The 18,715-nt window shown below is 62.7% G+C and carries 16 protein-coding genes; 4 read left to right on the top strand and 12 right to left on the bottom strand.

Annotation, left to right across the window (positions count from 1 at the left end):
- Positions 1-134: 134 nt before the first annotated feature.
- Positions 135-1,502 carry an FAD-dependent oxidoreductase gene (locus tag EH165_RS10975; RefSeq protein WP_124799483.1) on the bottom strand — a complete coding sequence of 456 codons (1,368 nt, stop codon included), beginning with the start codon at positions 1,500-1,502 and terminating at the stop codon, positions 135-137.
- Positions 1,503-1,660: 158 nt separating this feature from the next.
- On the bottom strand, positions 1,661-1,888 hold the full coding sequence (locus EH165_RS10970) for a DUF1737 domain-containing protein (protein ID WP_124799482.1): 228 nt from the start codon (positions 1,886-1,888) through the stop codon (positions 1,661-1,663).
- Between the two features lie 89 nt (positions 1,889-1,977).
- On the opposite strand from EH165_RS10970, the gene EH165_RS10965 reads away from it, so the two are divergent.
- A complete protein-coding gene (locus EH165_RS10965) occupies positions 1,978-2,958 on the top strand; it encodes a nucleoside hydrolase (protein ID WP_206425930.1) in 981 nt (326 codons plus the stop codon).
- Positions 2,959-3,020: 62 nt separating this feature from the next.
- Here the strand turns inward: EH165_RS10965 and EH165_RS10960 are convergent, their stop codons facing one another.
- The 4 genes from EH165_RS10960 to EH165_RS10945 are packed head-to-tail and all read right to left on the bottom strand — an operon-like array spanning position 3,021 to position 8,371.
- Entirely contained in the window at positions 3,021-3,908 is an 888-nt protein-coding gene (locus EH165_RS10960; RefSeq protein ID WP_124799481.1) for an aldehyde dehydrogenase family protein, read from the bottom strand.
- A 2-nt stretch (positions 3,909-3,910) separates the two neighbouring features.
- Entirely contained in the window at positions 3,911-5,380 is a 1,470-nt protein-coding gene (locus tag EH165_RS10955) for an aldehyde dehydrogenase family protein (RefSeq protein WP_124799480.1), read from the bottom strand.
- Positions 5,381-5,385: 5 nt separating this feature from the next.
- Positions 5,386-6,351, bottom strand: a complete 966-nt coding sequence (gene deoC, locus EH165_RS10950) for a deoxyribose-phosphate aldolase (RefSeq protein WP_239020543.1) — start codon at positions 6,349-6,351, stop codon at positions 5,386-5,388.
- Positions 6,352-6,361: 10 nt separating this feature from the next.
- Positions 6,362-8,371 (bottom strand): prolyl oligopeptidase family serine peptidase, encoded by a 2,010-nt coding sequence (locus EH165_RS10945; protein WP_124799478.1) that lies wholly within the window; start codon positions 8,369-8,371, stop codon positions 6,362-6,364.
- 122 nt (positions 8,372-8,493) lie between these two features.
- Here EH165_RS10945 and upp point away from each other — a divergent pair, with 122 nt between their 5' ends.
- Together upp and EH165_RS10935 are read left to right on the top strand one after the other, a co-directional pair.
- Entirely contained in the window at positions 8,494-9,147 is a 654-nt protein-coding gene (gene upp / locus EH165_RS10940) for a uracil phosphoribosyltransferase (protein ID WP_124799477.1), read from the top strand.
- A gap of 105 nt (positions 9,148-9,252) precedes the next feature.
- The gene (locus EH165_RS10935; protein WP_124799476.1) at positions 9,253-10,533 is read left to right on the top strand and encodes an META domain-containing protein; all 1,281 of its coding nucleotides are present in this window, start codon (positions 9,253-9,255) and stop codon (positions 10,531-10,533) included.
- 77 nt (positions 10,534-10,610) lie between these two features.
- Here EH165_RS10935 and EH165_RS10930 read toward each other — a convergent pair whose 3' ends face one another.
- The 5 genes from EH165_RS10930 to EH165_RS10910 all read right to left on the bottom strand — a co-directional run bounded on the left by EH165_RS10930 (position 10,611) and on the right by EH165_RS10910 (position 16,638).
- Entirely contained in the window at positions 10,611-11,984 is a 1,374-nt protein-coding gene (locus tag EH165_RS10930; protein WP_124800474.1) for an ABC transporter substrate-binding protein, read from the bottom strand.
- Positions 11,985-12,096: 112 nt separating this feature from the next.
- Complete coding sequence (locus EH165_RS10925; RefSeq protein ID WP_124799475.1) at positions 12,097-12,984, bottom strand: carbohydrate ABC transporter permease; 888 nt, start codon at positions 12,982-12,984, stop codon at positions 12,097-12,099.
- Positions 12,981-13,946, bottom strand: a complete 966-nt coding sequence (locus tag EH165_RS10920; RefSeq protein WP_124799474.1) for a carbohydrate ABC transporter permease — start codon at positions 13,944-13,946, stop codon at positions 12,981-12,983. The genes EH165_RS10925 and EH165_RS10920 overlap by 4 nt, the downstream gene beginning before the upstream one ends.
- Before the next feature lie 224 nt (positions 13,947-14,170).
- Positions 14,171-15,847: a phospho-sugar mutase gene (locus EH165_RS10915; protein ID WP_124799473.1), complete on the bottom strand. Its 1,677-nt coding sequence runs from the start codon at positions 15,845-15,847 to the stop codon at positions 14,171-14,173.
- On the bottom strand, positions 15,844-16,638 hold the full coding sequence (locus EH165_RS10910; RefSeq protein WP_124799472.1) for a purine-nucleoside phosphorylase: 795 nt from the start codon (positions 16,636-16,638) through the stop codon (positions 15,844-15,846). The genes EH165_RS10915 and EH165_RS10910 overlap by 4 nt, the downstream gene beginning before the upstream one ends.
- A gap of 86 nt (positions 16,639-16,724) precedes the next feature.
- Between EH165_RS10910 and EH165_RS10905 the strand changes: the two genes are divergently transcribed.
- Positions 16,725-17,276 carry a GNAT family N-acetyltransferase gene (locus tag EH165_RS10905; protein WP_206425926.1) on the top strand — a complete coding sequence of 184 codons (552 nt, stop codon included), beginning with the start codon at positions 16,725-16,727 and terminating at the stop codon, positions 17,274-17,276.
- 18 nt (positions 17,277-17,294) lie between these two features.
- Here EH165_RS10905 and EH165_RS10900 read toward each other — a convergent pair whose 3' ends face one another.
- Positions 17,295-18,692 (bottom strand): ADP-ribosylglycohydrolase family protein, encoded by a 1,398-nt coding sequence (locus EH165_RS10900; protein ID WP_124799471.1) that lies wholly within the window; start codon positions 18,690-18,692, stop codon positions 17,295-17,297.
- Positions 18,693-18,715: the final 23 nt, after the last annotated feature.

Raw genomic sequence — 18,715 nt, 5'->3', positions numbered from 1 at the left:
TGCGGGACTTCGGGGCAATCTGTTCTGGGCCGACGCTTCTCAGCTAAAGCCTCGCGGGCCCAGGGTGTGCTGGCCCAAGCTTAGTTCGGATGGCGGGGCAATCGTGGTGTCTTGGAACTGTTCGCCCGAGCGGACTAGCGGACCCCTGCCACTTCCGTCATTTCCGGCCTGGAAATTGACTTGATGCGCTCGCGACCGACCGCGACGCCGGCTGCCCGCTCAAAGTCTTCAAGCCTGTCCCATCCGTCGAAGTCGGTGACGGGCAATCCCTTTGCGACAAGCATCGCGTGGACGGCCGCTCGGTCGCGGTGGGGGGCCTTCGTCAGGTGCGGGGCGTCCTGCAACAGGTTTGCGATCGTTTCGGCGGCGTCAGATTTGGTGTGCCCAATGAGTCCGACCGGGCCACGCTTGACCCAGCCGGTGGCGTACACCCCCGGTAGGACCTCGGCATCGGGCCCGGCAGCTTGCAGTACTCGGCCGGCTACGTTGGGCAGCACCATCTTTCGGTCGTCGAACGGTATTTCGGCAATAGGCTCGGATCGATATCCGACGCAGCGGTACACCGCTTGCACATCCCAGTCGGTGAAGACGCCGGTGCCGCGAATACCCTCATCGCCGGTGAGCTCCTGGTGCTCGGTGCGTAAGCCGGTGACCCCTGATGTTTCGTCGCCGAGGATCTCAACCGGGTTCTCCAGGAAGTGGATGTGGACTCGGCGCTGCGGCCCGTCTTCCGGGTCGCGCATGGCCCACTGGGAGAGAACATCCACTACCATCCGCAGCGACTTCGACTCGCGCAGCGCGGCTTCTGAGCCCTCGTCAAACTCCATGCCTTCGGGGTGCACCACTACCTGCACGTTGGGGGAGTGGTCCAGCTCGCGTAATTCGACGGGGGTGAACTGAGCTTGGGCGGGTCCCCGGCGAGCGAACATGTGGACGTCGGTAACGGCCGAGTTGCTCAGCGCAGCGTGGACGTGCGGCGGGATTTCGGTGTACAGAAGCTCATCGCCGGTGCGAGCTAAGATACGCGCCACGTCCAAGCCGACGTTGCCCACACCCAGAACGGCAACGCTGCTGGCATCGCTGAGGTCCCAAGTCTGCTCGCGATCGGGGTGCGAATCGTAGAAGGCGACAAAGTCAGCGCCGCCGTAGGAGCGCGGGAGGCCGATGCCGGGAATGGCAACGGTGCGGTCGCGTTCGGCGCCGGTGGCGAAGACGACGGCGTCGTAGTAGCCACGCAGTTCGTCAATGCTGACGTCGACTCCGACGTGGACGTTGCCGGTGAAGTGGATACGCGGGTTTTCCATGACGCGGTGCAGAGCAACGATAATTTGCTTGATCCGCGGGTGATCCGGCGCAACCCCGTATCGAATGAGCCCGTAGGGCGTGGGCAGCCGATCGTAGATATCCACGGTCGCGTCCGGATCATTCTTCGTCAGGATGTCGGATGCGTAGATCCCGGCTGGCCCAGCGCCGACTACAGCAACACGCAACGGCAACGTCATTAGAAAAAACTCCCCAAGTGGATGCAAGGTCTGCGAAAGCAACCATTCCAACCTACCGTGCCCTTATGACGGGCCTGACCTGCCGTGACTGGGGTCACGACCAGGCTGGGCGCCGCCCTTGCTGCAGGTGCGAGATTGGCCAGGAGCTGGCTGTTTCCTTACCCGCGCAAGGTGCCCTTGTTGTCGACGGCAACGTCAAGCACGACCGCCTGCGCCAAAGTAACAACCCGTTTTTCTGGATCGAACGTGGCAGCCGGGCTCCCGTACAAGCGGTACCCATCGGCCAGTGCGGCACTGATGCGCTGGCAGAAGGTGATGTCGTCGGGCCCGGTAATTAACCGGTACAGCAGTTTGGCTTCGGTTTTCAGAACAGCGGCTTCGGTCATGGGGCAATCGTAGACAGCTGCGTCGACCTCAAGGGCGCGGGGGCGGATAGGGTTGCGGCTCGACCAGTTCCCCGTTGATAAGGAGCCCTGTGCCAGAAACCGCACGGCCGGATGCCATCGCAGCGCCTCCGTTTCTCCTGGATTGCGATACTGGCATCGACGACTCGTTGGCGCTGCTCTATCTGCTCGCTTCGCCGGTGGCCAATCTCGTCGGAATCACGACGGTGTCGGGCAATGTCAGCGCTGCCCAGGCCGCGCAGAACTGCCTCGACCTGCTGGAAATATCCGGTTTCGAGGGCATCCCGGTAGCTGTGGGAGCGCACGACCCGCTGGTGGGTGATTTCGAGGGTGGCGTGCCGCATATCCACGGGGCGAACGGTGTGGGCAACATCGAACTTCCGACCGCGTCGGCTTCGGTGGTCGCGGAGTCCGGAGCCGAGCTGATCGTGAAGCTTGCGGACGAGTATGCCGGCGAACTTCGACTGGTAGCGATTGGACCGCTGACGAACCTTGCCCTTGCCCTGAAACTCGACCCGTCGCTACCGACCAAAATTTCGCACTTGACCATCATGGGCGGGGCCGCGCTGGCGCCCGGCAACATTACGCCGGTAGCCGAGGCGAATATCGGCCTCGACCCGGAGGCAGCGGCCGCGGTCTTTGCGGCACCGTGGCCGATGACGATGGTCGGTTTGGACGTCACCATGCAGCAGCGAATGGAAGAGCCTGCGCGGCAGCGTCTTCTGAGCTCCGGGAAACCTGTGGCCATTGCTATCGGGGCGATGCTCGAGCTGTATTTCGAGTTTTACGTCAACGTCTATGGGCATCCGAGTTCGGCGCTGCACGACCCACTGGCGGCAGCAATAGCGACCGGCGAGGTAGTCCCGTCACTCGCTCCCATTGTTCCCGTAGAGATCGACGCGACGCTCGGGATTGGTCGGGGTCAAACCATTGCCGATTTGCGCGGCCAATTCCGGGGATACCCCTTGATCGAAGGGGCCCACTGCGCGGTGGTATTGCGGGTGGATGAGGACTTCTCGCCGATGCTTGTAGACCGAATACTGAGTCTCTGACCTGTTCGGGGCTCGAGATCTGCTGGGTTGCAGCAGATCTCGACCTGATCAAGGTTTTCCGCTCAGTAGCTGCCGCCGCCGGAGAGCGACACGGCTCCGGTGGGGTGCCATACCGTTTTCGTTTCGAGGAACGCGCGCATCCGCCCCGTTCCCGGAGCCGCAGAGAAGTCGGTTCCAGTGGGCGAATAGACGCGTTTGACGGTGCCCGCAGCTGCGGCCTCCCACTCAATCCGCTGGTCTCCGGTGGCGCCCGTTAGGTCGAGGGCGTTCACGTCGGCGTGAGATGCCAGCCAGGGCATGATCTCTGCGGGCGAGCCGGTCAGGATGTTGACTACGCCACCGGGCAGGTCTGAGGTGGCAAAGACTTCCGCCAACGTGATGGCAGGCAGCGGGCGGGTCTCCGAGGCAATCAGCACCACGGAATTGCCCGAACAGATGATGGGCGCGATCACCGAGACAAGCCCCAGCAAGCTGTCGTTTTGCGGTGCGAGGGCCGCGACCACGCCAGTGGGCTCCGGGGTGGAGAATGAGAAGTACGGCCCAGCAACAGGATTGGAGCTGCCGAAGACTGCCGCAATTTTGTCCGTCCAGCCGGCGAAGTGCACCAAACGGTCGACAGCGGCGTCAACCGTGTTCTTGGCCGCGGATTCTTCTGTGCCCTCGGTGTCGTGCAGGAGCGCGGCGAACTGGGCTCGGCGGCCCTCCAACATCTCGGCCACCCGGTACACCACCTGCCCGCGGTTGTAGGCCGTAGCGCTGGCCCAGCCACCAAAACCCTTGCGGGCGGCGGCTACTGCGTCGCGACCATCCTTGCGGGAGGCCTGCGCCGCGTTGGCGAGAAACTTGCCGCTCGAATCCGTGACTTGATAGGTGCGTCCGGATTCCGAGCGCGGGAACGCGCCCCCGACGAACAGTTTGTACGTCTTGGCAACATCGATGCGATCGCTCATGGTTAGGCCTCCAGTTCGGGGCGTAGGTAAGCAGCAAGGCCGGACAGTCCGCCCTCACGTCCGAATCCGGATTCCTTGTACCCACCGAAGGCCGCGGTGGGATCAAAGCGGTTAAAGGTATTGGCCCAGACGACGCCCGCCTTGAGCGCCCCGGCCATTCCCAGGATGCGCGAACCTTTCTCGGTCCAGACACCAGCGGAGAGGCCGTAGGGGGTGTTGTTGGCCTTGGCGATTGCCTCGTCTGGCGTTCGGAAGGTGAGGACGGAAAGGACGGGCCCAAAAATTTCCTCGCGCGAGATCCGCATCGACTGTGAGACGTTGCTGAAGATGGTCGGAGGGAAGTAGAAGCCCCGGTCGGGAATGGCGCACGAACTCGTCCATCGGGTTGCGCCCTCGCCTTCGCCGGTGTCGGCCAGGGCGGTGATGCGCGCCAGCTGTGCGGCGGAGTTGATGGCGCCGATGTCGGTGTTCTTATCCATCGGGTTACCTAGGCGCAGGGTGCCGATTCTGTCCTTCAATTTGGCCAGCACCTCTTCGGCGATCGACTCCTGGACCAGGAGTCGGGATCCCGCGCAGCAGACGTGCCCCTGGTTGAAGAAGATTCCGTTGACGATGCCTTCCACGGCCTGGTCGATCGGGGCGTCGTCGAAGACGATATTGGCCGCCTTGCCCCCGAGTTCCAAGGTCAGCTTGCGGCCGGTACCGGCGAGGCTGGCTTGGATCTTTTTACCCACATTGGTGGAGCCGGTGAACGCCACCTTGTCCACGCCTGGGTGGTTGACGAGAGCGCTGCCCACATCGCCGGCTCCGGTGAGGATGTTGACAACCCCCGGCGGCAGGTCCGCTTCGGCAAAGATCTCGGCTAGTACCAGCAGCGACAACGGCGTTGTCTCAGCGGGTTTGATTACCACGGTGTTGCCTGCGGCGAGGGCCGGGGCTATCTTCCACGCAGCCATGAGCAGCGGGAAGTTCCAGGGGATCACCTGGCCCGCGACACCTAGCGGCTGGGGGTGGGCGCCGAGGCCCGCGTGCTGTAACTTGTCGGCCCAGCCTGCGTGGTAGAAGAAGTGCGCCGCTGCGGTCGGCACGTCTACATCGCGAGATTCCTTGATGGGTTTGCCGTTGTCGAGCGTTTCGACCACCGCCAACTCGCGGGACCGCTCGGCGATGGCCCGCGCAATGCGGAAGAGGTATTTGCCGCGTTCGGCGCCGGAGAGCTTCGACCAGTACTTGTCGTAGCCCGTCCGGGCCGCCTTGACCGCGGCGTCGACGTTAGCGTCATCGCACTGGCTGACGGTGGCGAGCGCCTCCTCGGTGCCCGGGTTGATGGTGACATCGTCGACGCCACCCCCATCAACGAAGTGCCCGTTAATGTACGGCTGGTACCGGGGCTTGATGCGGCCAATGGCCGCCGACTCCGGAGCGGGGGCGTAGTCCCACTGAAGCGGTTGCGCTGCAGATGCTGTGGTCACAGGTATCAGTCCACCGTTACGTAGTTGGGGCCCGAGTAGTGGCCGTCTGTCTGGGTGCGTCGCTGCATCAACAGATCGTTGAGCAGTGAGGAGGCGCCGAACCGGAAGAGGTGCGAATCAAGCCATTCGGGGCCAGCGATTTCGTTCACCATCACCAGGTACTTAATTGCGTCTTTAGTAGTGCGGATGCCGCCAGCGGGTTTGACTGCGCGGTACTCGCCGGTTTGGTCCCTCCAGTCCCGAACCGCCTGCAGCATCACCTGTGTCACCGGTAGCGTGGCCGCAGGGCTGATTTTGCCTGTGGAGGTTTTGATGAAGTCGCCACCCGCGAGCAGCGCAAGCCATGACGCTTGACGGACGTTGTCGTAGGTGCCAAGCTCGCCAATTTCGAGGATCACCTTGAGCCTGGTGGAACCGCAGACCCCCTTGATGGCAACGATTTCGTCGAAGACCTTGCCCACGTTCCCGCTGAGAAAGGCGCCGCGATCGATCACCATGTCGATCTCGGTGGCGCCGGAATCGAGCGCGAGCTGGGTGTCGGCGATCTTGATCGCCAGGCTTGACCGGCCAGACGGGAAAGCCGTTGCTACCGAGGCAATTCCAATACTTGTGCCGGCCAATTCGGCAGCGGCCGTGGCCACCATGTCGGGGTAGACGCAGACCGCTGCAACAGTCGGGGTGTCGGGGTTATCGGGGTCGGGTCGTCGCGCCTTCGCCGCGAGAGAGCGCACCTTGCCAGCGGTGTCGGCGCCCTCCAACGTGGTGAGGTCCACCATCGAGATAGCGAGATCGATGGCCTGCTTCTTGGCGCCCTTCTTGATGGACCGGGTAGCCAGCCCGGCGGAGCGTTGTTCGAGGCCAACGGGATCCACCCCCGGCAGGCCGCGCAGAAACCGCTTGAGCGAGGCTTCATCGACCCGGGCGTCAGCCAGGTGGGAGGGCAGCGCCGGTGAGACGTGGGCTGTGGTCATGGGCTTCATCCTAGAGTGCGCTGTCCGCGCTCGGGCCGCTGTGCAGCGGCAGAACGGGGACGCCCGGCGGGGTGAATCCCATGGTTTGGCCGTAGAACGACAGCTCAGCTTCCCGCGCCGCGATAATCGTTTCAGCCCGCCGGAACCCGTGTGATTCTCCTTCGAAGGCAAGATAGGCGTGGGGAATACCCTTGCCTACCATCGCGTCTCGGAAGCGCTCGGCCCCCGCCGGTGGCACGATCGGGTCGTCAAGCCCCTGGAGCAGCAAGACGGGGCACGCGAGGTTGTCCACGTGGTTCAGTGGCGCGCGCTCGGCATACAGAGCGGCGGCCTCCGGCCAGGGTCCAACTAGACCATCGACGTACCGCGATTCAAAGTCGTGGGTTTCCTTGACGAACTCCGCCAACTCGGCGACGCCGTAATAGCTCGCGCCGCAGGCGAACACATTCGAACTGGTGAGCGCGGCCAACACGGTCCAGCCGCCAGCGGATCCACCTTCGATAGCCAGCCGATTGCGGTCCGCCAGCCCCGCGTCTGCGAGCCCCACAACAGCGGTCACGACGTCCTGGACGTCAACGACGCCCCACTGGCCGCGCAGCCGGTTGCGGTACTCACGGCCGTATCCGCTCGAACCGCCATAGTTGACGTCGATAACGCCGATGCCGCGGCTGGTGAAATAGGCGTAGAGCACGCTGAGGGAACCGCTGACGTGACCGGTCGGGCCGCCGTGCACGAATGCGACATACGGCGGGAGTTCGTCATGCGGCCCCACATGCATTGGGTTACGCGGGGGGTAGAGGAAGGTGTGCACGTCGCGGCCGGTTTCCTTGCTGATGAATGTGGGCGCCTCGGGCAGCGGCAGTAGTTCGGGGTCGGGTAGTGCGTCGACGGCGAGCCGCACATCCGTCAAAGCGCCCGTGGCCAGATCAAGTTTCCGAAGGCCCGAGGCGAGCCCGCCGCTGCCACCCACCAGCAACAGTTCGCCGGCCCCCGTGCCATCGGTGCGACCAATGCCTCCCAGGTTCACAGAGGTGAGCTCCGGCGCCACATCGACCAGGTCGCCCGAGTTCAGGTCGAGGATGCCCATCCTGTCAGTGCCGTGGGTTCGCACCGTCAACACCCGCCGGTCATCCAGTGGCAGAAAGAAGGTGCGGCCCAGTTGCCAGAGTGGAGCCGCGAAGTCGACATCCTTCGCGCATAACGGCTGAACCGAACCGCCGGGGGCATCGGCGACCGAGTAGAGGTTCCAAAATCCGGTGCGGTCGCTGAGCACCATCAGTTCATCGTTGGTGGTCCAGTGCGGTTGCAGCACCGATTCGGTGGTCGAGCCGATCACACTTCGCCACGTCGAGACTGCACCGTCAGGATCAATGTCCCCGACGCGGAGTTCGGTTCCATCCCAGGGCATCTGGGGGTGTTCCCAACTGATCCAGGCAAGCTTGGATCCGTCCGGTGAGTAACGGGGGTAGGCCAGGAAATGTGAACCGCTGACAATGCTGCGGATCCCCGCAGGGTCCCTCGCCGCGCTGCCGTCCAGCGGGACGGCGCAGATATCCCTGCTCAGGCCAGCATCAGAATGCGTTTCCCGGACGGCGATCAGCTCGCCGCCACGCACGTGGAAATCGCAGAAGCGAAACCCAGTGTCGGCGGGGGTGAGTGCGACCGGCGGTTCTCCTGACGACGGATCGAGGCGGTACAGGCGCTGGTCGGTGAACTCGGCGAAAATCATGTGGTCGCCGTAGGGCGTCCACGAGGTTCCGCCGTACTCATGCACCCGGCTTCGTGCATTCCACGGGGCCGGCAGCACGTCACTGACAAAACCGTGGGCGTCGACGCGCCGAATCGCCTGCCGGCCGCCTTCCATCGGTCGCAATTCGGTGAACCAGATCTCCTGAGCCACAAAGGCTCCACCGCTCACCGGATGGGAGTTGGCAGCTAGGTCGGCGGCGCTGATCGGGGACGGCCAAGCGCCGTAGGGAACGACTGCAGGGGACTGGGACGAAATGTCGGTGGTGGTCATAAGAACTTACGGTAGGTGGTCCGTCTGGTTGTCTCGGCGCGGGGGACGCGCACGGTAGTGCCAAGGCGCGCGGCCCGATACGGTTTGAGGAGCCCGCCACCTACACATCTGGAGTCCCGCTGATGCCTGCCCCGCACGAAGTGCCGTCGAACCTCCCATTGGTGCTGGTGGACCACCCGTTGGCGCAGGCCAGGCTATCTACAATGCGGGATGCCCGCACCGACAATGCGGCTTTCCGCGCGGCGCTTCGCGAGCTGACACTGATGCTGATTTACGAAGCAACCCGCGGTCTGTCCGTGGAGCGGGTGCCGATCCACACGCCGGTGGCCAAGACGAATGCCATCCGGCTCTCGAATCCGCCTTTGTTGGTGCCGGTGCTCCGGGCGGGCCTGGGAATGGCCGACCAAGCGCATGCGCTGATCCCGGAATCACAGATGGGTTTCGTCGGAATCGCGCGGGATGAGGAGACACTGCTGCCGACGCCCTACATGGTGTCGTTGCCCGAATCACTTGCTGGGCGGCCAGTTTTCGTCCTTGACCCGATGCTCGCCACCGGCGGCTCGATGGTGCACACCATCAAATTGCTCCTTGCCCGCGGCGCCACCGATGTGACCGCGATCTGCGCTCTTGCGGCGCCCGAAGGGTTGGCGACGCTGGCGGCTGCCAACCTCGGGATCCGGGTGGTGACAGCAAGTATCGACGAGCGTCTCAACGATTCGGGGTATATCGTGCCGGGCTTGGGCGATGCGGGCGATCGCCAGTTTGGCGCTGTTTAGTCGCCTCCTGCAACCGTTTCAGGTGTTCTCTGCGTCTGACATAGAACGGGTGGCGCGCACTGATGCGCGCGCCCTCGCGCAGATCTCACGAAGGAGGACGTAACCGTGTTGCGGTCACTGAAAGCGGTAGCGATTCTGGCGGCAACTACGGTCATCGTCTCTGCTTGTGCGTCAAAGGCCAGCAGTCCGGTGGGTGCGGCGCCGGAGGCTGGGTCTGACCCGGCAGGATATGAGTTTGTATCAACCGCCGTCCTTGGCCACGACATGGTGCCCGGGTCGTCAATCGCCGTTTCCTTCGACTCCGGCCGCATCGCGATCAGCGCTGGTTGTAACACTACGTCGGGGTCGGTGAATCTGGTCGACGGCAAGATATCTGCCCCGCAAATGACGCAGACCCTGATCGGTTGCGAGCCAGCGCTGCTCGAACAAGACACCTGGCTGGCCGCCTTCTTCGCCTCGACCCCAACGTGGGCATTGGTGGGCGACACTCTGACACTGACGTCAGGCCGGAGCGTCATCACGATGGCGAGGACGGCCGCACAGCCTGAAGCTTCTTCTGCCATCACGGCCCCAGAAGCTCCGAGTCCAACGCTGACGAGCACACGGTGGAGGCTGACTACCATCCTCAGCGCTGGCGTGCCCACAGGCGTTCCGGCTGGAGTGGACCCGACGATCACGATCAACGGCGGACGCATTGCCTTTGACGCACAATGCAACTCGGTGGGCGGAGACGTCGAGGCCACTGAGGCGTCCATGACAATATCGGCCGTAATCGGGACCATGATGTTCTGCGAGGGCGTGCGCGGCGAAATGGAAAAAATTCTGATCACTGTTTTCGACGGGACCGTCGATTACGTCATCAATGACGAGACACTGTCCGTCACGGGGAATGGCACAGAACTGATATTCGTAGCCGATGCGAGTGGCAGCGCCGTTCCGGGTGCCAGCGCGAGCGCTCAGCCCGATGGAAGCCAATCTAGTCCTGTGATGACGTCCGCGACTGCGCCGGTGGCTCCCACGGTGTCTGCGACGGGCGTCTCGGGTAAGGCCGTCTCGGCCACCATTGACCCGGTGCTGCAGGGGCTTTCGTTTACGACTCCGATCCCGGGCACCGAGCCGGTAGCACTGATCAGCCTGAGCTTTGCCGTTGCGATCCTGACAAACGCCAGTTGCAATATCATTTCCGCCACCGAAGAACAGTCGACCGCGGGAGGCTCACTGAACATGGGCGGGTTGATATCGACAGAGATGTACTGCGAGGGCATCTCGGAGGCTGAAACCGCCTGGCTCCAATTCTTGGGTGCTTCCCCGACATGGAGCCTCGACGGCTCGGTCTTGACGTTGACTTCGGGCGACACCAGCTACGCGCTCACTTCTACGACCTGAGGGTCCTCGGGTAAAAGTATGCCGCGGCGCCGGACCGAAAGGCCAGACACCGCGGCAGTTGTGGCTCGACTTGCTTCCTACAGTTTGGGCTTCACGTCCGAGGTGTAGATGTCCGTGAGCTTGACCTTGAGAGCAGCCAGCTCGGTGGCAACGTCGCCCTGCTGGGTCAGAATCTTGCCGCAGGTGTTGGCCATCTCGATGTCCGCGCCCGGCAGGAATGTGCGTGCGTAGTCCTGCGAGCGGGTGACGGCGAGCTGGTCGATCGCAACTTGGATCTGCGGCGTCTTCTGGACAACCAGCTTCATATCCGCACTCTTACGCACCGGCATGTAACCCGTTGCAGCAGAGAAACTTGCGGTGTTCTCAGGCAACGTGAGGAATTTGAGGAACGTCGCCGCTGCCAGCTGTTGCTCCGGCGTGTTCTTCTTGGGAATGCCGATTCCAGCCCCGCCGGTAGGGCAAACAGGCGACTTCTCGGTCGGTCCGCCGGGCAAGAAGCCTACGCCGATATCGAATTTTGCTGCCTTAATAGCTCCGACAAGAGATCCGGTGGAGGCGATGGTGGCGCTGACCGCGCCAGCCGCCAAATCGTCGATAGCGTCGTTGCTGGAAACACCGGCCCACTTGCCCCGGTAAACCGAGTCTTGCAGCCACTGCATAGCGGCGACAGACTGTTTCGAGTCGGCCGTGATGTCCCACTCGCTACTCCAGCCGCCGCCCTGTCCCCACAGGTTGTTCTGGAAGCTCCAACCGGCATACCCGGCGAGTGCTGGATGCTGGTAGACGCTTTGGGTACCGAGGCCGGCGCCCTGCAACTTCGGAACCCATTCGCTGAATTCATCCCAGGTTGCTGGGGCTTTGTCACCAAGACCGGCGGCGGCGAAGTGCGCCTTGTTGAAGTAGAACAAGGGGGTGGACCGTGCGAATGGGAGCGCCCACTGCTGTCCGTTGTACTGGTAGTCGGTGATCAACGAGTCTCGGTAGTCGGAGGTATCGATCTCGAGTTGCTTGATCAGGGGGTCCAGCGGCGCAATGGTGTCGGCGAGGAAATAGCGGAACCACCAGACGTCCGAGAACACCACCAGGTTCGGTAGTTCGCCGCCCACCTGCGCCGTCTGGAACTTCTGTGCCACTTCCTCGTAGTTCGCCCCTGCCGTGACGAGGGTGACCTTGATATCTTTTTGAGATTGGTGGAACTTCTCGATGAGGGCCTTCTCGACGTCCTCGGACTTGCCGGGGTGGTTGGACCACCAGGTGATCTCGGAAGCGGGCTTGACGCCTGAGTAGTCGATGCCGGAGGACGCCGCGCTTCCTGCTGATCCGCTGACGCCAGCGGCGGTGGAGCCGCTCTGGGTTACGGTGGCCGGGCCGCCGCAGGCAGCTAGCGCCGCGGCCGACAGGCCCAAGCCGGATAACTGCAAGAATCGTCGTCGGTCCAATGCGGCGGGCAGGTGTAAGCCATCGCTGGTTCGGCCGTTTAGCGGGTTGACGAATGACATGTGGATTCCTTCTCTGGACGTGGATGTGAGCGAGATGCGTTGTAGTGCATACAACGTTTTCCAATTAGCCCGTGTTGGCGCCTTGGGTGAGCCCAGCGACTATGTAGCGCTGCAACGCGGCGAAGACGATAAGGACGGGAAGAATGACCATGACAGCGCCGGCCATCAGCACGCCGTAGGAATCGGCGCCACTTTCGCTGTTCCGCAGCATGGTCAACCCCACTGGAAGGGTCATCATGGAGGAGTCGGTCGTGATGATAAGCGGCCAAATATAGTCGTTCCATTCGTTGACGATCGAAACCAGCGCCACGGTGGCGATGGTGGGCATCGAGATGGGAATGACAACGCTGGTGAGGCGGCGCCAATGTCCGGCGCCGTCGAGTTCCGCAGCCTCGATGACGGACATGGGAAGTGCCAGGAAGTGCTGGCGCAGCAGGAATGTGCCAAATGCTGTGCCGAGACCCGGCACGATAATCCCCCAGTAGGTGTTAAGGCCGCCCAAGTTGGCGATCAACACGTAGTTCGGCAGCAGCGCCACCTGTGGCGGCACCATCAACGCGATCAAGATGGCAACGAAGATTGTGCGCTTGAAGGGAAACCGCACGAAAACCAAGGCATAAGCGGTAGATATGGCTAGTAATAGCTTGATGCTCGCGCCGATGACGGTGACGATGGTGCTGTTCAGCAGCATTCGTAGGAAGGGGATCTGATGGGCAGCTTGGATGTAGTTTGCCGGATCAAAAGAGCCCGGCAAGACGACGATATCGGTGGTGACGATCTCTGACGGTTGCTTGAACGACGACAAGACCATCCAGAGCAGCGGCGCGATGATGACGAATGTGGCCAGAATCAGAGGGATGTATCCACCGAGAACAGTGGCCCAGACATTGCTCGCGGAAAGGGGACGGTCTGCCCTCCTCTGGGGGCGAGGCGCCCGCGTGGCTTTGCTCATGCGTAGTGCACACGTTTTTCTAGAAAACGGAGCTGGAAAATGGTCATTATCAGGAGCAGGACGAAAAGGATGACGGAGATCGCGGCGGAGTACCCAGCGCGCTGGTAGGCGCCGGCGAAGGCCTGTAAGTAGGAGGAGTACATCAACGTGGTGGTGCCGCTGCCGGTGGGAGTCATAATCCGAATCAGGTCGAACGCCTGCAGTGAACTCAAGATCGTGGTGAGCATCAGAAAGAACGTTGTGGGGGACAGCAGCGGAAGAGTGATGTACCTAAACTTTTTAAACCCGTTTGCTCCATCTAGTTCCGCTGCTTCCAACTGATCCTTCGGAATTGATTGCAGCGCAGCAAGATAGATGACCGCGGCGTACCCGAGGTTCTTCCACACGTACACGATGATGATCATCGTCAACGCTAGATTCGGATCGTTGAACCATTGCGGGCTGACGCTTCCCCACGCGCGGAATACCGCCGACAAGACCCCGATAGTCGGGTCGAAAATGAACAACCAGATCAGGCCTACCCCCACGCCAGAAAGTACGAACGGGGCAAAGATAGCTGCTCTCGCGAACGAGTGGCCGCGAACCTTCCTGTTGAGTGAGAGCGCCACCAGCAGACCGATTGCCATGGAGCCAAAAACCGTTGCCACAGTGAAGATTCCGGTGACTTTGAGCGTTTCCATGCTTTCAGCCGACTGAAAGAATTTCCGGTAGTTGTCAAAACCGATCGACGTTGCGGTGGAGCTTCCCAGCGTCCAGTCGAGCGTGGAGTAATAGAGGTTGTTCAACAGAGGTCTGTAGGTGAAGACAGCGATCAGTGCAAGGTTCGGTAGCGCGAAGGCCAAGAACACAAAAAAGTCTCGCTTGCTCCGGTGCGTAAGCCTCTTTGGAGTTACTGGCCCAGTCGTGGTGGATGCCAAGGCGGGCTGTCGTTGTTTGATTAACAGATCGGAGGGCGGGGTCATCGCGGGCCGAAATTCATGTCAGTAATGGAGCCGATCGCGTGATGTCAGCAGGATCTCTGCATGAACACCAGTGACGGAACAGCCGCCAAACAGCTACTGAGACAGTTTTCCAGAGAAGTCGAAAAGCCTTCGTTCACAGTTCATCTCGCGTCCAGTAGATGAACATTTCGCGTCGGCAGGAGGGCTCGAACGTGGCTCTGACGGCGTCGAAGGCTTGCCAAGCCTCAGCCTAGCTGCAGGACCTCTCGCAGCTCAGACTTAAGAGCCGTCAGCTGCCCCGCCGAAGCTTCTCGGATCGCCGTCAGATCATCGTCCACGCCCACCGGAGTGATGATCTCCAGGTAGCACTTCAATTTGGGTTCGGTGCCCGAGGGCCTGATGACGACGCGAACGCGCTCAGTGTGCAAGACAACCGCATCGGTCTGGGGCAGTAAATCCTTTGTAGTCAGCACCGTCTCACCCAAAAGTTCGATGGGAATGTTTCCGCGAAGCCGCGCCATCCCATCGGTGATGAGCGAAAGATCCGCCACTCGGAACGAGAGCTGATCGGTGGCGTGCAGGCCGTGCTGCCGAGCGAGATCATCGAGGGCGTCGGTGATGTGCCGACCACCGGCCTTCAAAGTCGCGGCGAGATCACAAGCAAGGACGGCAGCAGAAATTCCGTCCTTGTCGCGAACCACGGTGGGGTCGACGCACAGGCCCAAGGCCTCCTCGAAGCCGAAAACCAGTCCGGTGCCGTCGCCGTCGCCAGCTCGCACGATCCACTTGAATCCCGTGAGGGTTTCGTCGAAGCGGACATCATGCTGCGCTGCAATGGATTTGAGCATTGCCGAAGACACGATGGTAGTTGCAACCAGTGGGTCCGGGTGTGCCCCGCGGTCGAGCCCTCGAAGCACTCGGTCACCGAGCAACGCTCCAGTTTCGTTGCCGGTCAGCATCCGCCAGATGCCGTTGACGTCCTTGATGCCGATCGCGCACCTGTCGGCATCTGGGTCGTTTGCGATCGCCAAGTCGGCATCAATCGCCGTGGCAAGTGCGAGCAGCAGATCCGCAGCCCCGGGTTCCTCCGGGTTGGGGAAAGCCACCGTGGGGAAGTCCGGGTCCGGTACCGCCTGTTCCGCCACCATGTGTACGTCGGAGAAGCCAGCCTGGTAAAGCGCTTTCACTAACGTTTCGCCGCCCACGCCATGCATGGGGGTGGCGGCTATCCGGAGCGATTTTGCTCCTCCGGTGGCAACGGCAGCTGCCCGGTCGAGGTAGTCGCCGATCAGCGAATCCGGCCAGGGTTGAGCTTGTCCGGTCGCGTCGATCGCTACCCCAGCGGGGGCGGCGGCGATGGCCGCTTCGATCTGGACATCGGCGGGCCAGACCAATTGGGTACCGCCAGCCAGGTAGACCTTGAGGCCATTGTCGTTGGGCGGGTTGTGGGAAGCGGTGACCATCAATCCGGCGACCGCGCCGAGCGAACGGACTCCGAAGGCGGTGAGGGGCGTAGGCAGCGCAGAGGGTGCCAGCAGTACCCGGAACCCTGCTGCCGCAAGCACTCCGGCCGCGTCATGTGCGAACTCGGCGCTGCGATGCCGCGCGTCGTACCCGATGACGACGGATTCGCCTGCGCTACCAACGTTGCGCAAATATGCCGCAATACCGGCTGCGGCTCTCCGCACGACGGCAAGATTCATCCCCGCTGGGCCGGCGCGGAGCGGACCGCGCAAACCCGCTGTCCCGAACGCTAGGGGCGCGGACATCCGGTCCGTCAGCTCGCCGATCGCTGCCGCATCCCCTGCCATCGCGTCGGCGAGAATCCCTTTCAGTTCGGCGGCGTCTGCGGGACTGGGGTCGTCTGCGATCCAACGAACTACGGCGCGACGCAGGTCACCGTCCAAAGCCGTTGCACTCATGCTTGTTTCACGAGCTGAGAGAGAAGCTGTCCCATCGAGGTAGCGGCCGCCTTGCCCGCCTCAAGCACCTCGGCGTGGTTCAGCGCCTGGCCCGTCATGCCAGCGGCGAGGTTGGTCACGAGGGAAATACCCATCACCTCCGCGCCCGCCTCTCGCGCGGCGATTGCCTCCAGCACCGTCGACATCCCCACCAAGTCCGCACCGAAGCCCCGGAGCATCCTAATTTCGGCAGGGGTTTCGTAGTGCGGCCCCGGCAACTGCGCGTACACACCTTCAGCCAGGGAGGGGTCGATGCGTTGGGCGAGCGCGCGCAGTCGAGGTGAGTAAACATCCGTGAGGTCAACGAATGTCGGCCCGATAATGGGCGAGGTAGCTGTCAGGTTCAGGTGGTCAGAAATCAACACCGGCTGCCCGACTCGCATGTCGGTCCGCAGTCCGCCAGCGGCGTTGGTCAGGATGATCAGTTTTGCGCCCGCTGCCGCAGCAGTTCGAACTCCATGTACGACGGCGGAAACGCCGCGACCCTCGTAGAAGTGGGTGCGACCGAGCACCACCAGCAATCGTTTGTCGCCCACTTTCAGGGACCGTAGCTTGCCGCCATGGCCAGCCACCACGGGTGCGGTGAAGCCTGGCAGATCGGCGATGTCGATCTCCACGTCGGCGCTGCCTAAGACGTCGGCGGCGGGTACCCAACCGGAGCCCAAGACCAGCGCGACGTCGTGTTGCTCCACGCCGGTGGCTGCGGCAAGGGCGGCTGCGGCTTCGACGGCTAACTCGTAGGGAGATGTCATGTAGGCAGCATAAACTCCCGAGGGTTTGGCAGTGCAGACCCTCGGGTGCCAGCCCACGGATCCCGCCGAGTGTCACAATGCTCTGGATGAGAATCACCATGGATTCGTGGCCGCACCCCCAGCCGCTGACAAATCGACTAGAGCTGGTGGCAGTACCCCGACCGGTCCTCACTGCGTTGGTGTCGGGAAGAGCTGCGGCCGCTCTGCCCCCACCATTGGTGACTCCTTACCTCGCTGGCGAGGAATGCGCGGGTCTGTGGCGGATGAGGAGCATGCAGCTCTCCGATAAGCCCGGGGACGCTCCCTGGGTCACCCGATTCGTCGTTGTTCCCGGGGTATCCGGAGCCGTGGGAGCCGCAGGCTTCCACGGAGCGCCTGATCAGGTCGGCATGGTTGAAGTGGGCTACCGGATCGCGCCGGAACACCGTCGTAACGGCTACGCGAGGCAGGCTCTGGAGATTCTGCTTTCTGTAGCCGGTTCCAGCCCGGATGTGCGCGTTGTGCGGGCCAGCATCAGCCCGGAAAATCACGCGTCACGAGCGCTCATTCAGCAATTCGCCTTCGCCGAAGTCGGCGAACAGTGGGACGACGAAGACGGTCTAGAGACACTCTTCGAAATGGTGTTGCGTACTCAGTAGCCCGCGGGCGGGCAACAACTAGGCCCTCACCGGCCGGTGGGTGGCAGCGGCCCACAGCGCGGGATCGGGCCGCGACGACGTCATGACGTTCAAGACCTCATCGGGTTCTTGACCGAGCAGCATCGAATAGCGAGCGGCGACGCTGGGGGTGCGACTCGTGCCGTGAACACCATGGAGCAGAACAGTTTTGCCCTCCGCTCGCAGTTCGCGAACGGTGGCTGCCGCGTCGTCGAGGATGAACTGCAGGTTCTCGTTTTCGGTAGGGCCGGCGTCAATCAGCCAGAACTCCACATGGTCGGGCGCGAGGGTCCGGGTTCCCATCCGGCACACACTGACCACTGCGTCATAATCGCCGGAGAGGGCGGCGGCGTGGCCCGCGAGAAACACACCTTTGTCGTGCGGGTGCATGACGGGCCCGCTAGCGGTGGTTCCTGTCGCATAGTCGACCACATCGACGTTCGGCCACACCCCAGGGTTTTTGCCGCCATTGACGGTTTCAATCGCGAGCGTTGCCAGGTCCTTTGCTACCAGCCCCGGCCAGCCGTGAAGCATTCTGCGCCATCGAGCAGGCACGGCCGAGCCGCCCCAGCGTGCACCGAGCAAGCCGCCGGCAATAGCGGCCGTGGTGTCGGTGTCGTTGCCCGCGCGAATCGCCAACTCCAGTGCGGCCCCAAGATGGCCTGCGTCGCTCTGGTCAGCCTGCGTGATCGCGTACCACGCCGTCTGCAGCGCGTGCACTACCCAGCCGTTCTTCGGGAAGTCCTGGGGCACACCAGTTTCCGCGCCATTAAGCAGTGGCGTCCAGAAATCGGTGGCTTCTTGGCCCAGATGTGTGAGCGATTCACGGACGCCACCGAAGTTGCCGTACAGCACCGCATGTCGGATCGCATACGACCAGATCTGACACGCCTGCCGCGCCCGTTCGTCGTCATGGGTTAAGTCGCTGACCAATGCAGCGGCTTCCAAACACCCTTTCGGGTCCTGCAGGTAGCGAAGGCCGACAGCAGCCGTCCGCATCAAGGATCCGTTGCCGCCCTTGCGGCCCCGCAATGTGGCTGCTGTCGCCGTCATTTCGGCGGCGGTGGCGTCGTGGTGGGACAGTACAGCGCGGGTTTGGGTTCCCACATCTTTGGGGCCCTGAGCAAACCACTCGCTAAAACCTGCAGCGACAGCGTTCAGCCCCGCTGGGGATCGGAGGTCCGCGCCCGTGGCTGCCACCCGAGCCACCGCTGCGGCCATCGAGGTATCGTCGGTCCACTCGCCTGGGGCGAAGTTGAAGGGGCCGCCCCCGATCATGGCGATGACGGTGTCCTGCGGTGGGTGGGTGAATTCGTAACCAGCCCCCAGAGCGTCACCAGCAGCGCTTCCTAGCAGAGCGCCAACGGCTCGGTCGTAGTGTGCGCCAGTGAGTTTCATGCGGCTACCTCTTCCTGATCCGT

Source organism: Nakamurella antarctica (genome assembly GCF_003860405.1).
Classification (GTDB): domain Bacteria; phylum Actinomycetota; class Actinomycetes; order Mycobacteriales; family Nakamurellaceae; genus Nakamurella; species Nakamurella antarctica.
Note: the sequence above shows the minus strand (reverse complement) of the source record. Positions and strands in the feature narration are given on the sequence as shown.

What these genes read in the sequence shown, in the direction of transcription:
- EH165_RS10925 (WP_124799475.1), bottom strand. Translation starts at nt 12,984, where the DNA reads ATGAGCAAAGCCACGCGGGCGCCTCGCCCCCAGAGGAGGGCAGACCGT.
- EH165_RS10960 (WP_124799481.1), bottom strand. Translation starts at nt 3,908, where the DNA reads ATGAGCGATCGCATCGATGTTGCCAAGACGTACAAACTGTTCGTCGGG.
- EH165_RS10910 (WP_124799472.1), bottom strand. Translation starts at nt 16,638, where the DNA reads ATGACATCTCCCTACGAGTTAGCCGTCGAAGCCGCAGCCGCCCTTGCC.
- EH165_RS10920 (WP_124799474.1), bottom strand. Translation starts at nt 13,946, where the DNA reads ATGACCCCGCCCTCCGATCTGTTAATCAAACAACGACAGCCCGCCTTG.
- EH165_RS10915 (WP_124799473.1), bottom strand. Translation starts at nt 15,847, where the DNA reads ATGAGTGCAACGGCTTTGGACGGTGACCTGCGTCGCGCCGTAGTTCGT.
- EH165_RS10905 (WP_206425926.1), top strand. Translation starts at nt 16,725, where the DNA reads ATGAGAATCACCATGGATTCGTGGCCGCACCCCCAGCCGCTGACAAAT.
- EH165_RS10900 (WP_124799471.1), bottom strand. Translation starts at nt 18,692, where the DNA reads ATGAAACTCACTGGCGCACACTACGACCGAGCCGTTGGCGCTCTGCTA.
- EH165_RS10975 (WP_124799483.1), bottom strand. Translation starts at nt 1,502, where the DNA reads ATGACGTTGCCGTTGCGTGTTGCTGTAGTCGGCGCTGGGCCAGCCGGG.
- deoC (WP_239020543.1), bottom strand. Translation starts at nt 6,351, where the DNA reads ATGACCACAGCCCACGTCTCACCGGCGCTGCCCTCCCACCTGGCTGAC.
- EH165_RS10945 (WP_124799478.1), bottom strand. Translation starts at nt 8,371, where the DNA reads ATGACCACCACCGACATTTCGTCCCAGTCCCCTGCAGTCGTTCCCTAC.
- upp (WP_124799477.1), top strand. Translation starts at nt 8,494, where the DNA reads ATGCCTGCCCCGCACGAAGTGCCGTCGAACCTCCCATTGGTGCTGGTG.
- EH165_RS10970 (WP_124799482.1), bottom strand. Translation starts at nt 1,888, where the DNA reads ATGACCGAAGCCGCTGTTCTGAAAACCGAAGCCAAACTGCTGTACCGG.